This window comes from Pseudomonas sp. GL_103 (genome assembly GCF_057835175.1).
Genome location: NZ_CM174420.1, coordinates 4,143,515 through 4,161,005, shown reverse-complemented (window position 1 = coordinate 4,161,005; position 17,491 = coordinate 4,143,515). Strand labels below are relative to the sequence as shown.

General features: G+C 60.3%; 14 protein-coding genes. 3 read left to right on the top strand and 11 right to left on the bottom strand.

Annotation, left to right across the window (positions count from 1 at the left end; all coding sequences use genetic code 11):
• Positions 1–11: 11 nt before the first annotated feature.
• Positions 12–1,163 carry a M14 family metallopeptidase gene (locus AC3IP0_RS18705; RefSeq protein WP_489316522.1) on the bottom strand — a complete coding sequence of 384 codons (1,152 nt, stop codon included), beginning with the start codon at positions 1,161–1,163 and terminating at the stop codon, positions 12–14.
• A 486-nt stretch (positions 1,164–1,649) separates the two neighbouring features.
• The gene (locus AC3IP0_RS18700; protein WP_056724057.1) at positions 1,650–1,991 is read right to left on the bottom strand and encodes a DUF6124 family protein; all 342 of its coding nucleotides are present in this window, start codon (positions 1,989–1,991) and stop codon (positions 1,650–1,652) included.
• Between the two features lie 129 nt (positions 1,992–2,120).
• Here AC3IP0_RS18700 and AC3IP0_RS18695 point away from each other — a divergent pair, with 129 nt between their 5' ends.
• Complete coding sequence (locus tag AC3IP0_RS18695; RefSeq protein ID WP_489325597.1) at positions 2,121–2,768, top strand: LexA family protein; 648 nt, start codon at positions 2,121–2,123, stop codon at positions 2,766–2,768.
• 39 nt (positions 2,769–2,807) lie between these two features.
• Here the strand turns inward: AC3IP0_RS18695 and AC3IP0_RS18690 are convergent, their stop codons facing one another.
• Genes AC3IP0_RS18690 through AC3IP0_RS18675 form a run of 4 tightly spaced genes read right to left on the bottom strand, consistent with a single transcriptional unit; the run spans position 2,808 to position 8,372 of the window.
• A complete protein-coding gene (locus AC3IP0_RS18690) occupies positions 2,808–4,763 on the bottom strand; it encodes an acetyl/propionyl/methylcrotonyl-CoA carboxylase subunit alpha (protein WP_489325596.1) in 1,956 nt (651 codons plus the stop codon).
• The gene (locus AC3IP0_RS18685) at positions 4,763–5,575 is read right to left on the bottom strand and encodes a gamma-carboxygeranoyl-CoA hydratase (protein WP_489325594.1); all 813 of its coding nucleotides are present in this window, start codon (positions 5,573–5,575) and stop codon (positions 4,763–4,765) included. The genes AC3IP0_RS18690 and AC3IP0_RS18685 overlap by 1 nt, the downstream gene beginning before the upstream one ends.
• 13 nt (positions 5,576–5,588) lie before the next feature.
• On the bottom strand, positions 5,589–7,196 hold the full coding sequence (locus tag AC3IP0_RS18680) for a carboxyl transferase domain-containing protein (RefSeq protein ID WP_489316517.1): 1,608 nt from the start codon (positions 7,194–7,196) through the stop codon (positions 5,589–5,591).
• A 12-nt stretch (positions 7,197–7,208) separates the two neighbouring features.
• A complete protein-coding gene (locus tag AC3IP0_RS18675) occupies positions 7,209–8,372 on the bottom strand; it encodes an isovaleryl-CoA dehydrogenase (protein WP_489316516.1) in 1,164 nt (387 codons plus the stop codon).
• Between the two features lie 204 nt (positions 8,373–8,576).
• Between AC3IP0_RS18675 and AC3IP0_RS18670 the strand changes: the two genes are divergently transcribed.
• Positions 8,577–10,271 (top strand): AMP-binding protein, encoded by a 1,695-nt coding sequence (locus tag AC3IP0_RS18670; RefSeq protein ID WP_489325592.1) that lies wholly within the window; start codon positions 8,577–8,579, stop codon positions 10,269–10,271.
• Positions 10,272–10,936: 665 nt separating this feature from the next.
• Here the strand turns inward: AC3IP0_RS18670 and AC3IP0_RS18665 are convergent.
• The 3 genes from AC3IP0_RS18665 to AC3IP0_RS18655 form a co-directional block, all read right to left on the bottom strand.
• Positions 10,937–11,836, bottom strand: coding sequence for a hydroxymethylglutaryl-CoA lyase (locus AC3IP0_RS18665; protein ID WP_489325590.1), 900 nt, complete (start codon positions 11,834–11,836; stop codon positions 10,937–10,939).
• Between the two features lie 142 nt (positions 11,837–11,978).
• Entirely contained in the window at positions 11,979–12,380 is a 402-nt protein-coding gene (locus AC3IP0_RS18660) for a MerR family transcriptional regulator (RefSeq protein ID WP_046037804.1), read from the bottom strand.
• Between the two features lie 205 nt (positions 12,381–12,585).
• Complete coding sequence (locus tag AC3IP0_RS18655) at positions 12,586–13,515, bottom strand: LysR family transcriptional regulator (RefSeq protein WP_489305040.1); 930 nt, start codon at positions 13,513–13,515, stop codon at positions 12,586–12,588.
• Between the two features lie 164 nt (positions 13,516–13,679).
• Between AC3IP0_RS18655 and AC3IP0_RS18650 the strand changes: the two genes are divergently transcribed.
• Entirely contained in the window at positions 13,680–14,909 is a 1,230-nt protein-coding gene (locus AC3IP0_RS18650) for an acyl-CoA dehydrogenase (protein WP_489316513.1), read from the top strand.
• 82 nt (positions 14,910–14,991) lie between these two features.
• Here the strand turns inward: AC3IP0_RS18650 and AC3IP0_RS18645 are convergent, their stop codons facing one another.
• Positions 14,992–16,332 carry a substrate-binding domain-containing protein gene (locus tag AC3IP0_RS18645; protein ID WP_489325589.1) on the bottom strand — a complete coding sequence of 447 codons (1,341 nt, stop codon included), beginning with the start codon at positions 16,330–16,332 and terminating at the stop codon, positions 14,992–14,994.
• A gap of 141 nt (positions 16,333–16,473) precedes the next feature.
• Positions 16,474–17,286 carry an exodeoxyribonuclease III gene (gene xthA, locus AC3IP0_RS18640; RefSeq protein WP_007970500.1) on the bottom strand — a complete coding sequence of 271 codons (813 nt, stop codon included), beginning with the start codon at positions 17,284–17,286 and terminating at the stop codon, positions 16,474–16,476.
• Between the last annotated feature and the right edge of the window lie 205 nt (positions 17,287–17,491).

Genomic DNA, 17,491 nt, shown 5'->3' with positions numbered 1-17,491 from the left:
TTGAAGGGTGATCAGCGCAGGGTATCGACCATATCCGCAATGGTGGTGAGTACATCCTTGCCCAACTGCTTCGACCGCTTGCCCGACCAACCCGTCAACGGATTCGGATGATCGTCGTGGTCCTTGAACGGCATTTCCAGGGTCAATGACAGGCAGTCGTACTTCTGCCCCACACTGTTGCAGGCCAGTGTCATGTTGGCCTGGCCCGGTTCGTCGCGGATGTAGCCGTGCCTGGTCTGGAAGTCTTTGGTGGTGTGCTTCAAATGGCTGCGGAAATGTTCTTCGAGCTTTTCGATCCGCGACGTGTAACCCGGATTGCCTTCGCAAGCGGCGGTGAACACGTGAGGGATTTCCTCGTCACCGTGCACGTCGAGGAACATATCGACGCCATACTTTTCCATCTGCTGCTGTACGAAAAAGACTTCCGGGCTGATTTCCTGGCTGGCGTTCTGCCAGGCGCGGTTCAGGTCCTGGCCCATGGCGTTGGTGCGCAGGTGACCGTGGAAAGCACCATCCGGGTTCATGTTTGGCACCAGGTACAGGTCGGCGCTGGCCAGCAGCTTGTTCAGCACCGGGTCGTCGTGCTTTTCCAGGCGTTCGATCACGCCTTCCATGAACCACTCGGCCATGTGTTCGCCCGGATGTTGCTGGGCGATGATCCACACTTTGCGCTGGCCTTCGGCGCCGGTGCCTTTGCGCAGTAACTGGATGTCGCGACCTTCGACACTCTTGCCGGTGGCCAGCAGTTCGGTACCGGCCTTGGTCAGCGCCTGCTCGATCAGCCAGTCGTGGCGACCACGGCTGTAGGGTTCGAAGTAGGCGAACCAGGCATGGGTCTGCTCGGCTTCGAGGCTGAAGCGCAGGCAGTCGCCTTCGAAGATGGTGGGTATGCGGAACCAGTTGACGTGATCGTAGGACGCCACCGCCTGATAGCCGGTCCAGGCCTTGTTATAGGAGGATTGGCTGGCATTGTTCAGGCGAAACCAGTGCTCCTGGCCGACATGCAGGCCGCTGGCCTTGAAGTGGAACCATTGGAAATGGTTGCTTTTGGTATCGGGGCGGATCGCCAGCAGGGGCCTGAGTGGATCGCTGACGTCGATCACCTGGATGTTGCCGCTGTCGAAGTTGGCACTGATGTCGAAAGAGGATTTAGCCACGGCCATAATCGGGTCCTGAATATGATTTTTATGGTGGCTACTTTACACGCAAGAGTGGGGTGAAACCGAGGGGAATTGCGGGGTGTGAGGGTGGGGGCGTCCTCCTTGACGCCGCCGCAGCTTAGAGACTGTGCGACTGATTCTCAAGTGCTATCTGTCGCTGGTTTGAACCAATGATGCCGGGCTTCTCTTGCCAACTGGAATTCTTTTGATATCATCCGCGCCATCGAATTTGCGGTACCCAAAGACTTCATTAGCCTGAAGCCAAAGCCAGGAAAAACTGGCAAAAAAAAGACCCGGCAAAAAGCCGGGTCAAAAACCGTGATTAGCCTGATGAGGAGATAGTCCAGGAGACCGACCTAAGGTCACCTGGTCCATCGACTGATCTCGCGATCAGTTGATGAAATAATAATCATTCTCGTTTACAGGTCAAGCGTTTTCACCTGCGCGACAGGAAAATTCTTTCCTGTCCTCTCGATTCGCCTTCTCGCCTCAACCGTTTTCATACTTCTCCAGCGATCGATCGACCATCGCCTTGGCCATGTCGATCATGTGCACCGTCGAAAACGCCAGGTCGCGGCTTGCGCCTTGCAGGTGACTGGCGGACTCGTACGCGGTGGCGGCAGCACAGCGCAACAGGTCCAGGGCATGGACCAGCGCCTCTTCGCCGCTGATATTGCGATTCACATCAAAAAAGCGCGGCTCGGTCACTTCCTCCGAAATAGCTGGTTTCAAGTAATAGTCCAGCGCGCGTTGTGCCGCCGCAGAGTCCAGGGGCGAGGTGAAGGTATTGTCGATTTGCATGTCCGGGCGGTCATTGGTGGGTTGGTTCATGGCGATGGCAAGCTCCGTGTTAGATTCAGATCCGTGGATCGATCCTAATACGAACTGTATTTGTGACGACAATTTAAATACTACATTTTGTGTTTTGATGGCTGGAGTCGCCCACGTATCGTGCCGCACATGGATAAATGGATTGAATTGGTCAAGGCCAAAATGAGTGAACTCAAAATCACTCAAGAGATACTCGCCGAGCGCCTCGGGATGTCCCAGGGCGGTATCGGCCACTGGCTCAATAAACGTCGTGAACCCGGCATCGACGACATGAACCGTGTGCTGCGGGCGCTGGGCCTTGAGTTTCTCGAGGTGGCGCTGGTGATCCGGGAGCCGCAGGCGTCAACGGACGACGAAATTCCCCTGACACAGAAGTACAACCCGTACTTTCGCTACCCAGTCAGTGACTGGCGAGAACCTGCCGTAGTGCGCGACGGCGAGGTCCCGGCGTACGGAAAAGGACACTTTGAACTGTCCGATTACCACGCCCGGGGGCCGGCATTCTGGTTGAGAGTGGCAGGCGATGCGATGACCGCACCCAATGGCATCAGCATCCCGGAAGGCATGCTGATTCTGGTGGACCCGGCGGTGGACGCCGAGCCTGGAAAACTGGTCATTGCCCAGTGGCCGGGCAGCGCCGAAGCCACGTTCCGCAAGCTCATCGAAGAGGGCGGGCAGCGTTATCTGGTCCCGCTCAATCCGACGTATCCGAAAGCCTTGTACGCCGAAGAATGTCGAATCATCGGCGTAGTGGTTCAGGCAACAGCCAGGTTCTGATCAGATCGGTCCTCGCGACGCGTAGGACCGATCTTCATTTCACGCTTCTTCCAGTTCGACCAGCGCACTGCCTTCGCTGACCATCTCGCCTTCCTGGCAATACAACGCCTTGATCACCCCGGCGTGGGGCGCGCGGATACTGTGCTCCATCTTCATGGCTTCCAGTACCACCAGTTGCGCCCCGGCTTCGACCGATTGCCCGGCCTCCACCAGCACCCGGACGATGCTGCCGTTCATCGGTGCGGTCAGCCCGCCCTGATGGCTGTGGCTGGCCTCGACAGCGCTGATCGGGTCGTAAGTTTCGATGCGATGCAACTCGCCATCCCACTGCAAATACACATGTTCGCCACGGCGTATTGCGCGGTGTTGACGACGCACACCCGCCTGCTCGGTCAGCAGATGCTCGCCCTTGAGCAGAGCGCTTTGGGCATTGATGTCGCCCAGGGTCAGCGCCCGGTCCTGGCCTTCACAGCTCAGGTGAAGGGTGATTTCTCTCGGCAAGCCAGCACGCAGCCCGTTACCCGCCGCCCATGGCGAACTCGGGTCATCGGCGCGGGTGGCAGGCGGCTGGCTCTGGGCAAACGCCTGGGCGGCGGCTTGCCAGAAATCATCGCTGAGTTCCGCAGGGGCCGGCAGCAACTGTTCCTGATAGCGCGGAATGAAGCCGGTATCCAGTTCGGCAGCGGCAAATGCCGGGTGGCCGATGATGCGCCGCAGGAAACTGATGTTGGTCTTCAGTCCGCCGATGGCGAATTCGTCGAGCATGCTCAGCAGGCGCAAGCGCGCCTGTTCACGATCTTCGCCCCAGGCAATCAACTTGCCGAGCATCGGGTCGTAGAACGGCGAGATCTCGTCGCCTTCTTCAACGCCGCTGTCCACCCGACGTCCCGGCCCCTGGGCGGATTCGCGATACAGCTCCAGGCGACCGGTCGCCGGCAGGAAATCATTGCCCGGGTCTTCGGCATACAGCCGCACTTCGATCGCGTGGCCCACCAGCGGTACCTGGTCCTGAGTCATCGGCAATGCTTCGCCGCGTGCCATGCGAATCTGCCAGGCCACCAAGTCGAGACCGGTGATGGCTTCGGTGACCGGGTGTTCCACTTGCAGGCGGGTGTTCATCTCCATGAAGAAGAACTCGCCGCGCGCATCCAGCAAAAACTCTACGGTGCCGGCACCGACATAACCAATGGCCTGCGCCGAACGCACGGCGGCTTCACCCATGGCCCGACGTAACTCCGGGCTCAGGCCAGGCGCCGGGGCTTCTTCGACGACTTTCTGGTGGCGGCGCTGAATTGAGCAGTCGCGTTCGTTGAGGTACAGGCAGTTGCCGTGTTGGTCGGCGAACACCTGGATTTCCACGTGACGTGGCTTGAGCAGGTATTTCTCCACCAGCATCCGCGAGTCGCCGAACGACGATTGCGCCTCACGCTGGGCCGAGGCCAGGGCTTCGGCCAGTTGGCTGACGTCCTCGACCACTTTCATGCCTTTGCCGCCACCACCGGCGGTGGCCTTGAGCAGCACCGGGTAGCCGATGCGCTCGCAGGCACTGCGGAAGGTCTCGAGGTCCTGGGCTTCGCCGTGATAACCCGGCACCAACGGCACACCGGCGGTTTCCATCAGGGCTTTGGCGGCGGACTTGCTGCCCATGGCGTCGATGGCCGAGGCGGGCGGGCCGAGGAAAATCAGGCCGGCGTTTTCAATGGCACGGGCGAACCCGGCATTCTCCGACAGAAAACCGTAGCCGGGGTGAATCGCCTGGGCCCCGCTGGCCTTGGCGGCGGCGATCAGTTTGTCGATCTGCAGATAGCTGTCGGCGGCCTTGCTGCCACCGAGGTCGACCCGAATGTCGGCTTCGCGGCTGTGCCGGGCGTCACGGTCGGTGGCGCTGTGCACGGCCACGGTGGTCAGGCCCAGGGCCTTGGCGGTACGCATCACCCGGCAAGCGATTTCGCCACGGTTGGCCACCAGCAGGGTGGTGAGGACAGGTGCGCTCATCAACGGGGCTCCTTGGTGGTTTCGGCTTGCCAGCTCGGCGGACGTTTTTGCAGGAAGGCGCGCAGGCCTTCCTGGCCTTCGGGGCTGACGCGGATGCGGGCGATGGCGTTTTCGGTGTAGCGGCGCAATGCCGGGGTCAGTGAGCCGTCGCCGACTTCGCGCAACAGGTCCTTGCTGGCGCGCATCGCGGCCGGACTGTTGAGCAGCAGATTGTCGATCCACTGCTCGATTTTCTGTTCCAGCTCGGCACTTGCATAACTCTCCGACAACAAACCGATTTCCCGTGCCCGTTGCCCGCCGAAGCGCTCGGCGGTCAAGGCATAACGACGGGTCGCGCGCTCGCCGATGGCTTGCACCACGAACGGGCTGATGACTGCCGGCGCCAGGCCGATGCGCACTTCCGAGAGGCAGAACTGTGCGTCATCGGCGCCGATGGCCATGTCGCAGCAACTGATCAGGCCCAGCGCGCCGCCAAAGGCTGCGCCTTGTACCACCGCCAGGGTCGGGACTTTCAGTTTGGCCAGGTTGTACATCAACTCCGCCAGTTCCCGGGCGTCATCGAGGTTGGTGGCGTAATCGAGCTCGGCCGATTGCTGCATCCAGGCAAGGTCGGCGCCGGCGCTGAAATGCTTGCCGCGACCGCGCACGATCAGAAACCGCAGGCTGGCATCGCTCGCGACTTTGTCGAGGGCGAGGATCAGTTCGCGGATCATTTCGGCGTTGAAGGCGTTGTTCTTTTCTTCACGGCTGAGCCACAGCGTGGCAAAACCACGGGGGTCGGTCAGCAGTTCGAGGGTGTTGAAGTCGCTCATGTTCTTCTCCCGATCACATCCGGAACACGCCGAAGCGGCTCGGTTCGATTGGCGCGTTCAACGACGCGGACAAGGCCAGGGCCAGTACGTCGCGGGTCTGGGCCGGGTCGATGACACCGTCGTCCCACAGGCGCGCGCTGGAATAGTAGGGGTGACCCTGTTCTTCGTACTGGTCGAGGATCGGTTGCTTGATCTCGGCTTCCTGCTCGGCGCTGAAACCATGGCCACCGCGTTCGGCCTGTTCGCGTTTGACCTGCACCAGCACGCCGGCCGCCTGTTCGGCACCCATCACGCCGATGCGCGCATTCGGCCACATCCACAAGAAGCGCGGATCGTAGGCGCGACCGCACATGCCGTAGTTACCGGCGCCGAAGCTGCCGCCGATGATCACGGTGAACTTCGGCACCTTGGCGCAGGCCACGGCGGTCACCAGTTTTGCGCCGTGCTTGGCGATGCCGCCAGCTTCGTACTTCTGGCCGACCATGAAACCGGTGATGTTTTGCAGGAACAGCAGCGGGATGCCGCGCTGGCAGGCCAGTTCGATAAAGTGCGCGCCTTTCTGCGCCGCTTCAGCGAAGAGGATGCCGTTGTTGGCGAGGATCGCGATCGGGTAACCGTGCAGGTAAGCAAAACCGCAGACCAGCGTGGTTCCGAACAGCGCCTTGAACTCGTCGAACACCGAACCATCCACCAGCCGCGCAATCACTTCACGCACGTCAAAGGGTTGCTTGGCATCGGCCGGTACCACGCCGTACAACTCGTCGCTGCTGTAGAGCGGGGCGATGGGTGTGCGCTGCTGAACCTCGCCCTGCTTGCGCCAGTTGAGGTTGGCGATGCTGCGACGGGCCAGTGCCAGGGCGTGTTCATCGCTCTCGGCGTAATGGTCGGCCACACCGGAAACCTTGCAGTGCACATCGGCCCCGCCGAGTTCCTCGGCACTGACCACCTCACCGGTCGCGGCTTTCACCAGCGGCGGGCCGGCGAGGAAGATCGTCGCCTGTTCGCGGACCATGATTGCTTCATCGGCCATCGCCGGTACATAGGCGCCGCCAGCGGTGCAGGAGCCCATGACCACGGCAATCTGCGGAATGCCCATGGCGCTCATGTTGGCCTGGTTGAAGAAGATCCGCCCGAAGTGCTCGCGGTCCGGGAACACTTCATCCTGGCGCGGCAGGTTGGCGCCGCCCGAATCCACCAGATAGATGCACGGCAGGCGGTTCTGCTGGGCGATGGTCTGGGCGCGCAGGTGTTTTTTCACCGTCAGTGGGTAATACGAGCCACCTTTCACCGTGGCGTCATTGGCGACGATCATGCACTCGACGCCTTCCACACGGCCGATCCCGGCAATCACGCCAGCAGCGGGGACGTCTTCGCCATACACCTCGTACGCCGCCAGTTGGCTGATCTCCAGAAACGGCGAACCCGGATCGAGCAAGCGATTGATGCGCTCGCGCGGCAGCAGTTTGCCCCGCGAGGTGTGACGTTCCTGAGCCTTCGGGCCGCCACCTTGCGCCACTTGGGCGAGCAGGGTGTGCAACGCGTCGACCTGCTTGAGCATCGCCGCGCTGTTGGTCGCGAACTCCGCTGAACGGGGGTTGAGCTGGGTATGCAGGGTAGCCATGGACAGCTCCGTTTAGCGGGTTTCGTTGAACAGTTCGCGACCGATCAGCATGCGACGGATCTCACTGGTGCCCGCGCCGATTTCGTACAGCTTGGCGTCACGCAACAGACGACCGGCCGGGAATTCATTGATGTAGCCGTTGCCACCGAGAATCTGGATCGCGTCGAGGGCCATTTGCGTGGCGCGTTCGGCGCTGTAGAGGATCACCCCAGCGGCGTCCTTGCGCGTGGTTTCGCCGCGCTCGCAAGCCTGGGCCACGGCGTACAGGTAGGCGCGGCTGGCGTTGAGTTGGGTGTACATGTCGGCGACTTTGCCCTGGATCAGCTGGAATTCGCCGATGCTTTGGCCGAACTGTTTGCGGTCGTGGATGTACGGCACGATCAGGTCCATGCAGGCCTGCATGATCCCGGTCGGGCCACCGGACAGAACGACGCGCTCGTAGTCGAGGCCGCTCATCAGCACCTTCACACCGCCGTTGAGTACGCCGAGGATGTTTTCTTCCGGCACTTCGACGTCATCGAAGAACAGCTCGCAGGTGTTCGAACCACGCATGCCGAGCTTGTCGAATTTGTTGCTGCGGCTGAAGCCTTTCCAGTCGCGCTCGACGATGAAGGCGGTGATGCCGTGGGGGCCCTTTTCCAGGTCGGTCTTGGCGTAGATCACGTAGGTGTTGGCGTCCGGACCGTTGGTGATCCAGGTCTTGCTGCCGTTGAGCACGTACTTGTCGCCGCGTTTTTCGGCGCGCAGTTTCATCGACACCACGTCGGAACCGGCATTCGGCTCGCTCATGGCCAGGGCGCCGATGTGCTCGCCGCTGATCAGCTTGGGCAGGTATTTGGCTTTCTGCTCGTGGTTGCCGTTGCGGTTGATCTGGTTGACGCAGAGGTTGGAGTGAGCGCCGTAGGACAACGCCACCGATGCCGAGCCACGGCTGATTTCTTCCATCGCCACCACGTGGGCCAGGTAACCCAGGCCGGCACCGCCGTACTCTTCCGGCACGGTAATGCCCAGCAGGCCCATGTCGCCGAATTTGCGCCACAGGTCGGCGGGGAACAGGTTGTCGATGTCGATCTGAGCGGCGCGCGGGGCGATCTCCTTGGCGACGAAGGACTGGACCTGATCGCGCAGCATGTCGATGGTTTCACCGAGGGCAAAGTTCAGGGATGGATAGCTCATGGGTCACCTTTTGGCTTTTTTGTCGGTTGGTGAGACTGTCAATGGGTTCTCACCTTTACGTTAACGTAAGCCTGTGACGAATGGCTGTCAATCACCCTTTACGTTAACGTAAACTTGAGCGAGAGTAGAGCCAGTTCAAGATAGAACGCGGACCACGCCTGTGGGACCGCCGGTAGCCCATAAATAAAGACAATAGGGGTCGTCATGGATCAACCCAGTGCAAGCCCGCAACGCAGTTACACCCGTGGTTCCCAGGACAAAGCCTTGCTGGCGATGACCATTGGCCAGGCGTTCGACAACACGGTTGCGCAGTACCCGGACGGGGAGGCGCTGGTGGTGCGCCATCAGCAGCTGCGTTACACCTGGCGGCAATTGGCCGAGGCCGCGGACCTGCACGCCAGAGCTCTGCTGGCGCTGGGGCTGCAAGCCGGGGACCGCCTCGGCATCTGGGCGCCGAACTGTGCGCAGTGGTGCATCACGCAGATCGCCACCGCGAAAATCGGCGTGATCCTGGTCAACATCAACCCCGCGTATCGCAGTTCCGAACTCGAATACGTGTTGAAGCAGTCCGGCTGCCAATGGCTGGTGTGTGCCGGGGCCTTCAAGTCCTCGGACTATCACGCGATGCTGCAAGGCCTGGTGCCGGAGTTGGCCGAGCAATCCATTGGCAAGTTGCAGAGTGAGCGGTTGCCGGAGTTGCGTGGCGTCATCAGCCTGGATGCGCAGCCACCGTCAGGGTTCCTGCCATGGTCGCAACTGGCCGATCTGGCGGGCAGCGTGACAGTCGAGCAACTGCATGAGCGTCAGGACAGCCTGCATTTCGATCAGCCGGTGAATATCCAGTACACCTCCGGTACCACCGGTTTCCCCAAGGGCGCGACCCTCAGTCACTACAACATTCTCAACAACGGCTACATGGTCGGCGAAAGCCTGGGCCTGACGGCGGCCGATCGCCTGGTGATCCCGGTACCGCTGTATCACTGCTTCGGCATGGTCATGGGCAACCTCGGCTGCATCACCCATGGCAGCACGATGATTTACCCGAACGACGCATTTGATCCGCTGCTGACCCTCAGCACCGTCGCCGAAGAAAAAGCCACCGCGTTGTACGGCGTGCCGACCATGTTCATCGCCATGCTCGATCAACCTCAGCGTGCCCAGTTCGACCTGTCGAGCCTGCGCACCGGGATCATGGCGGGCGCAACCTGTCCTATCGAGGTGATGCGCCGGGTCATCAGCGAAATGCACATGAGCGAAGTGCAGATTGCCTACGGCATGACGGAAACCAGTCCGGTGTCGTTGCAGACCGGTCCTTCAGACGACCTGGAGTTGCGCGTGACCACCGTCGGCCGCACCCAGCCGCAACTGGAAAGCAAGATCATCGACGAAGCGGGCAACCTGGTACCGCGCGGCACCATCGGCGAGCTGTGCACCCGTGGTTACAGCGTGATGCTCGGCTATTGGAACAACCCCGAAGGCACGGCGGACGCCATCGATCAGGCCGGGTGGATGCACACCGGTGACCTGGCGAGCATGAACGACGAGGGTTATGTGTGCATTGCCGGGCGCAACAAGGACATGATCATCCGTGGCGGTGAGAACATCTACCCACGGGAGCTGGAAGAGTTTTTCTTCACTCACCCGGCCGTTGCCGACGTGCAGGTGATCGGTATTCCATGCTCGCGCTACGGCGAGGAGATCGTCGCCTGGATCAAGTTTCACCCCGGCCACAGCGCCACCGAGCAAGAGCTGCAAACCTGGTGCAAGGAGCGCATCGCGCATTTCAAGACGCCACGTTACTTCAAGTTCGTCGAGGAGTTTCCGATGACGGTGACTGGCAAGATCCAGAAATTCAGGATGCGCGAGATCAGTATCGAGGAGCTCAAAGCGATACGGTAGGAGCTGCCGAAGGCTGCGATCTTTTAGGGTTGGCGAAGGTCAAGATCAAAAGATCGCAGGCTGCGCCAGCTCCTACAAGGTTGTGATTCTCTTGGAGATCTCAAACGCCAGACAGCACAAAGGGGAGCCGAAGCTCCCCTTTAATTTTCGTTGCGCGTGCTCTTTTTTTATTATTGAGGGTCGGTCTGTTGTTGTTTTTGGCAACCGTTGCCCTTTACCGCTGTTTTTGGCGATCCCCATCCGGGATCAAGAGCAAACGTATTTTTTTGAGCGCTGATCTACTTTCTCGCTGAGCGATCCAACCAGTACGGGAGCTACCTGAAGGTAGTTTTATTATTCTCTGTCCGGTTGCGGGTAACTCCGAAAAGCACCCTGAAAAGCACATCTTCTCCAAAAAAATCTGTTAGCTGCGTCTCTGCCGTGTTGTTTTTGTTATGTCAGAGTCGTTACGTCTTGTTTTTATTAGGTTTGCCGCAATTTTTTTATTCTTGTTGTGCGATAGAGATAGCAGGAGGCGTGCCAACTTTTTAAAATCCTTTAAAATCAATGGTTTGCAAATTTGTAGGGTTTTGCGCCTCAGGCAAAGCCCTACAATTTGTTTCCGTGTTACTCGCTTCGGCCCACGTTTCAGACACGGCGGTAACACCCGGACACACTCCGCGCACTCACTGTGCGCTGCGGGCCCTGGCTACGCGGGAACCGGTAGGGCGACCCAATACCGTGCAAATCTGCTGGCCGGCGAGCATCAAGGCGTCGAGGTCAATTCCGGTGTCGATGCCCAGGCCGTTGAGCAGGTAAACCACGTCTTCGGTGGCGACGTTACCGCTGGCGCCCTTGGCGTAGGGGCAGCCGCCCAGACCGGCGATGGAGCTGTCGAACACCGAGATGCCTTCCAGCAGACTGGCGTAGATGTTGGCCACAGCCTGACCGTAGGTGTCGTGGAAGTGCCCTGCGAGTTTCTCCCGGGGCACATACTTCGATACCACTTCAAACATCTTGCGGGTTGCGCCAGCGGTGCCGGTGCCGATGGTGTCCCCCAGCGAAACCTCATAGCAGCCCATGGCATACAACTCGCGGGCGACCACGGCGACCTGCTCGGGGGCGACGTTACCTTCATAGGGGCAGCCCAGCACGCAGGACACATACCCGCGCACCGTCACCCCATGTTGTCTGGCGGCGTCCATGATCGGCCCGAAACGCTCCAGGCTTTCGCTGATCGAGCAATTGATATTGCGTTGGGAAAACGCCTCGGACGCCGCGGCGAATACAGCCACCTCCTTGACCCCGGCGGCGAGGGCATCTTCGAAACCGCGCAGGTTGGGGGCGAGCGCGCCGTAGACCACGCCCGGTTTGCGCTGGATCTGCGCGAAGACCTCGGCGGAGCCGGCCATCTGCGGCACCCACTTGGGCGAAACGAAACTGCCGACTTCTATATAGCCGAGCCCGGCTGCGGTCAGCGCATCGACCAGTTGTACCTTGTCGGTAACACTGATGGGCCGGGCTTCATTTTGCAGGCCGTCGCGTGGGCCGACTTCGACAAGGCGTACGTGGGTGGGGAGGGACATAAGGTTCACCTGAAGCAATGGGTGAGTGGTGATCTACTGTGGGAGCGGGCTTGCTCGCGAATGCAATTGTTCATTCAATGCTTGTGTTGACTGACCCAACGCCTTCGCGAGCAAGCCCGCTCCCACAAATGATTTGCGTAGTTTACTGAACCGATTCCTGGCTTTTGAGCGTCTGCTCCAGCGCCTGCACGCAGCGCTCTTCGGCGGTATCCAGCTCCAGTTTCATCTGTTCGATGTCCAGCATTTGCTGTTCAAGCTGTTCACGGCGCTCGCTGATTTTCGCCAGCATGCTGTGCAACTGTTTGGTGTTACCGCTGGACGGGTCGTAAAGCTCGATCAGCTCGCGGCATTCAGCCAGGGAGAAACCGATGCGTTTGCCCCGCAGGATCAGCTTCAGGCTGACCTTGTCGCGGGGCGAGTAAATGCGTTCCTGGCCACGGCGCTCGGGGCTGAGCAGGCCTTGCTCTTCATAAAAGCGAATGGCGCGGGTGGTGATGTCGAGCTCGCGGGCGAGGTCGGAAATGCTGTAGGTCTGGCTGCTCATGGGCGCGCTCGCAAAAGGTCATGGCGCTAAGCTAATGGCAGGTTGACGTTTACGTCAAGGGGCAGAGGTTTTCGCTGTTCTGACTGGCCTCATCGCGAGCAAGCTCGCTCCCACAGGGATTGATGTCGTACACAAGTATTGTGTTCGCTGGATACCTACTGTAGGAGCGAGCTTGCTCGCGATGGGGGCACCTCGGTATCAAGTCCTACACTTTTTCGAGCTTTTTCTCCTGCGCCGTCACCTGCTGGCACAACTCGATCATCTGCTCGCGCATCCAGCGGTTCGCCGGGTCCTGGTCAGTGCTTTCGTGCCAGTAAAGGTGGGTTTCCACCGGCGGTACGTCGTTGACCGGCAGATAAAATGCGTGCAAATCGTTACGGCGGGCGAAGCGTTCCGGCACGGTCATGACCATGTCGGTTTGCTGCAACACTTGCGAGGCCATCAGGTAATGCTGGGAGCGCAGGGCGATCTTGCGCTGGATGCCCATCTTGCCCAGGGCCAGGTCGACATAGCCGAGGCCGCTGCGACGACTGGAAATATGGATGTGGGTCAGGCCCAGGTAATCATCCAGCGTGAGTTTCTCCTTGCCCGCCAGCGGATGTCCCTTGCGCATGGCGCACACATAGCGATCCTCCATCAATTTGACGTGACGCACCTGCGGGTCGGTGTTGAGCGGCGCATCCACCGCGAAGTCGAGACGACCGGCCGCCAGTTCCTTGGTGGTTTCGCGACGCTTGGACAGGAAGCTTTCGATGATCACCGCCGGCGCCAGGCGGCGCAGGCGCTGGAACAGCGGCGGCAGGATCACCGCTTCGGTGAGGTCGGTCATGCTGATGCGGTAGGTCTTGACCGCTTGCTGCGGGTTGAAAATGCGGCTTTCCTGCACCGACACGCGCAGCAGCGAGAGCGCATTGCGCACCGGGCCGATGATGTTCTGCGCCATGGGCGTGGGCACCATGCCCTGGGCCGTGCGCACGAACAGCGGGTCGTTGAAGGTTTCGCGCAACCGGGCCAGAGCGTTCGACACCGCTGGCTGGGTAATGCCCACAATCTGCCCGGCACGGGTCAGGTTGGCTTCGGTGTAGATCGCGTCGAAGACGATGAAAAGGTTGAGATCGACCTTGCTCAGATTCATTACGCGGCTCTCTTATTGTGTGGGCGGGCTGACCGTGACGATCAGTCGATCATATATCGGTGATGAATGTTTATACACGCCGAGAATAGGCTAGGTAAATTATCAACGCTGTTCTAGCATCGATACATGACCTAAACAACCTCCCCCAAGAAGGTATCTCGCTCATGGATTTCGCTTATTCGCCCAAGGTTCAGGAACTGCGTGAGCGCGTAACAGCGTTCATGGACACCTACGTCTATCCCGCCGAAGCCGTGTTCGAGCGCCAGGTCGCCGAGGGCGATCGCTGGCAGCCGACCGCGATCATGGAAGAACTCAAACTCAAGGCCAAGGCCGAGGGCCTGTGGAATTTGTTTCTGCCTGAGTCTGAACTGGGTGCCGGGCTGACCAACCTCGAATACGCGCCGCTGGCGGAAATCATGGGCCGCTCGCTGCTCGGACCAGAGCCATTCAACTGCTCGGCACCGGACACCGGCAACATGGAAGTGCTGGTGCGTTACGCCAACGAAGAGCAGAAAAAGCGCTGGCTCGAACCCTTGCTGCGCGGCGAGATCCGCTCGGCATTCGCCATGACCGAGCCGGACGTTGCGTCCTCCGACGCCACCAACATGGCCGCCCGAGCCGTGCGCGATGGCGACGAGTGGGTGATCAACGGCAGGAAGTGGTGGACGTCGGGTGCTTGCGACCCGCGCTGCAAGATCCTGATCTTCATGGGCCTGAGCAATCCGGATGCGCCACGTCACGCCCAGCACTCGATGATTCTGGTGCCGGTGGACACCCCCGGGGTAAAAATCCTGCGTCCACTGCCAGTGTTCGGCTATGACGATGCTCCTCACGGTCACGCCGAAGTGCTCTTTGAAAACGTGCGGGTGCCGTACGAAAACGTCCTGTTGGGCGAAGGACGCGGCTTCGAAATCGCACAAGGTCGCCTCGGCCCTGGCCGGATTCACCACTGCATGCGTTCGATCGGTATGGCCGAGCGCGCACTGGAACTGATGTGCAAACGCTCGGTGAACCGCACGGCGTTCGGTAAGCCTCTGGCACGCCTGGGCGGCAACATCGACAAGATCGCCGACTCGCGGATGGAAATCGACATGGCACGCCTGCTGACGTTGAAAGCGGCGTACATGATGGACACCGTCGGCAACAAAGTGGCGAAAAGCGAGATCGCGCAGATCAAGGTCGTCGCGCCGAACGTGGCGCTGCGGGTGATCGACCGGGCGATCCAGATCCATGGCGGGGCAGGGGTTTCCAACGATTTCCCGCTGGCCTACATGTACGCGATGCAGCGCACCCTGCGCCTGGCCGACGGCCCGGACGAAGTGCACCGTGCGGCGATCGGCAAGTTCGAAATCGGCAAATATGTGCCGAAGGAGATGATGCGCAGCGGGAATTAAGAAAAGCTAAAAGTTCGCAGCCTTCGGCAACTCCTACAGGATATGCGTACATCTGTAGGAGCTGCCGAAGGCTGCGATTTTTTCAATACACCCAAACCTCAACCCGCCGATTCTTGATCCTTCCCTCATCGGCGCTATTGGCCGCCACCGGCATTTCGGCACCGAATCCGCGAATTTCGCGAAACACCACGCCGCTCTTCACCAACTCCCGCCGTACCGCCATGGCCCGCAGCTTCGACAACAGATCGGCGCGCGCTGGGTCGCTCTTGGCATCGCCAAACCCCACCAGCGTCACTTGCCCAGACATTTTGTCTTGCTGCTTTATATAGTCGAGCACGCGCGTCAGGTCTTGCCGCGCCTTGTTGTCCAGGCTGGCACTGCCTTCTTCAAAGCGAAAATTCACCGACAGCCGCTGGGCATGACGACTGAGGGACTGGTATCCCTCGGGCATCAGCGCATTCGGCGTGACGGCCATGGCCTGGACGGTCTGGGCAATAAACCCGTTGGCGGCGACAATCGCTTGCCCTTTGCTGCTTTGGGCGTAGGCCACCAGCGCTTGGGCCCAGGGATTTTTCCCCGTCGGTGGCAGGTAGAAGAACAGCCGACGGGACAGCGGATAGTCCTCAGTGGCAATCAGGCTGTTGAGCGGCAGCATGGCTTGCGATTGACCGTCGACAATGGCCACCGCTTTGGCCTGGCGCACGTAGGGCAAACCGATAAAACCGATGCCTTGCGGGTCGGCGCTGACCGCATCGGACAGTTGCTCGCTGGACTCGAAGCGTTTCGCTGCACTGCCGAGGGTTTTCCCACGGCCGCTGAGGACCAGTTCCTTGAAGGTGTCGTAGGTCCCTGACTGATCATCCCGCGCATACAGATGAATCGGCCCGCCGCGACCGCCGATGTCTTCCCAGGTCTTCACCTCGCCACTGAAGATACGCGCCAGTTGCACAGTGTCGAGCTGGTTCAGCGGATTGTCCGGGTGAAGGATGATCGCCAGGCCATCGATGGCAATGACCTGTTCGGCGCTAGGGCTTTTCAGGTCACCGAGGGATTGCAGGCTGGCCAGTTCGCTGTCCTTGATCGGGCGCGACGAGGCGGCAAGATCGGCACTGGCGGTTTTCAGCGCGGTGAAACCGGTGCTGGAACCATGGGCCGCCACCTCCACCACGACCCGATGGCCTTGAACGGTTTCGCCGACGATGCGCAGTTCGTTGGCGGTGTCCGGGGTTTCGCGGTGAATCTTGCGCAGGCCCTGTTCACTGAGCAGGCCCTCGACCAGCGCCGGTCCCAATGCCGCGCCGATGGTGTTGGAACCCTGAATCCGCAGCACCGTGCCGTGTTCGGGTGTCGGCAAGTCGCCGGCCGAGGCCGCCTGCGGCAAGCCCGTGCACAGCATCAACAGGAACAACACGCGCAGCATCATGCCGGCACCTTACATAACCAAAGGAGGTGTCGGGAGATTAAGTCAGTAAGGTTTCCGAAAGATGACAGTCAAAAGATCGCAGCCTGCGGCAGCTCCTACAAGTATATGTAGGAGCTGCCGCAGGCTGCGATCTTGTGCTTTTTAGCTCAACTCAAGCCAGATCGGCGCATGGTCCGAAGGTTTCTCCATGCCACGCAGTTCGTAGTCCACACCGGCGGCCTTCACCCGTGGCAGCAAGCCGTGGGAGGCGAGGATCAGGTCGATGCGCAGGCCACGCTTGGGCTCGTCTTCGAAGCCACGGCTGCGGTAGTCGAACCAGCTGAAGGTGTCGGTCACGTCCGGGTTCAGGTGGCGGAAACTGTCGACCAGGCCCCAGTTCTTCAGGCGGGCCATCCACTCGCGCTCTTCCGGCAGGAAGCTGCATTTGCCGGTTTTCAGCCAGCGCTTCATGTTGTCCGGGCCGATGCCGATGTCGCAGTCTTCCGGGGAAATGTTCACATCGCCCATCACCACCAGCGGCTGGTCGTTCTTGAACTGGCTTTCCAGCAATTGCTGCAAGTCACCGTAGAAACGCTCCTTGGCCGGGAACTTGGTCGGGTGGTCGCGGCTTTCACCCTGTGGGAAATAACCGTTCATGATGGTCACCGGCACGCCGTTGGCGTCGGCGAAGGTGCCCCAGATGAAGCGCCGCTGGGCGTCTTCTTCGTCGGTGGCGAAACCTTTATGCAGGGCCAGCGGCTCCTGGCGCGAGAGCAGGGCGACGCCGTAATGGCCTTTTTGCCCGTGGAAGTACACGTGATAACCCAGGGCCTGCACCTCGGCCAGCGGGAACTGTTCGTCGTGGACCTTGGTTTCCTGCAAGCCGATCACATCGGGCTGGTGCTTTTCGATCAGCGCCGCCAGCTGATGGGGACGGGCGCGCAGCCCGTTGATGTTGAAGGAGACGATCTTCATGGTCGGCAGTCCTGGCAAAAGGGCGATGCTAGCTGACATGTGGGAATCGGGCCAGTGTGGGGTGAGGGGATTCGGTTTTGCCTGTCAGTTGTGTATGGGCAGTGATGGCCCTTTCGCGAGCAAGCCCGCTCCCACAAAAGCAAAGGCCGGCTCATTAACTGTGGGAGCGAGCCTGCTCGCGAAGGCGATTTCATTGCCTACACTC

Coding starts and splice junctions, on each gene's coding strand:
- xthA (WP_007970500.1), bottom strand. CDS start 17,286: ATGAAGATCGTCTCCTTCAACATCAACGGGCTGCGCGCCCGTCCCCAT.
- AC3IP0_RS18690 (WP_489325596.1), bottom strand. CDS start 4,763: ATGAGCGCACCTGTCCTCACCACCCTGCTGGTGGCCAACCGTGGCGAA.
- AC3IP0_RS18670 (WP_489325592.1), top strand. CDS start 8,577: ATGGATCAACCCAGTGCAAGCCCGCAACGCAGTTACACCCGTGGTTCC.
- AC3IP0_RS18645 (WP_489325589.1), bottom strand. CDS start 16,332: ATGATGCTGCGCGTGTTGTTCCTGTTGATGCTGTGCACGGGCTTGCCG.
- AC3IP0_RS18680 (WP_489316517.1), bottom strand. CDS start 7,196: ATGGCTACCCTGCATACCCAGCTCAACCCCCGTTCAGCGGAGTTCGCG.
- AC3IP0_RS18665 (WP_489325590.1), bottom strand. CDS start 11,836: ATGTCCCTCCCCACCCACGTACGCCTTGTCGAAGTCGGCCCACGCGAC.
- AC3IP0_RS18675 (WP_489316516.1), bottom strand. CDS start 8,372: ATGAGCTATCCATCCCTGAACTTTGCCCTCGGTGAAACCATCGACATG.
- AC3IP0_RS18705 (WP_489316522.1), bottom strand. CDS start 1,163: ATGGCCGTGGCTAAATCCTCTTTCGACATCAGTGCCAACTTCGACAGC.
- AC3IP0_RS18650 (WP_489316513.1), top strand. CDS start 13,680: ATGGATTTCGCTTATTCGCCCAAGGTTCAGGAACTGCGTGAGCGCGTA.
- AC3IP0_RS18695 (WP_489325597.1), top strand. CDS start 2,121: ATGGATAAATGGATTGAATTGGTCAAGGCCAAAATGAGTGAACTCAAA.
- AC3IP0_RS18685 (WP_489325594.1), bottom strand. CDS start 5,575: ATGAGCGACTTCAACACCCTCGAACTGCTGACCGACCCCCGTGGTTTT.
- AC3IP0_RS18655 (WP_489305040.1), bottom strand. CDS start 13,515: ATGAATCTGAGCAAGGTCGATCTCAACCTTTTCATCGTCTTCGACGCG.
- AC3IP0_RS18700 (WP_056724057.1), bottom strand. CDS start 1,991: ATGAACCAACCCACCAATGACCGCCCGGACATGCAAATCGACAATACC.
- AC3IP0_RS18660 (WP_046037804.1), bottom strand. CDS start 12,380: ATGAGCAGCCAGACCTACAGCATTTCCGACCTCGCCCGCGAGCTCGAC.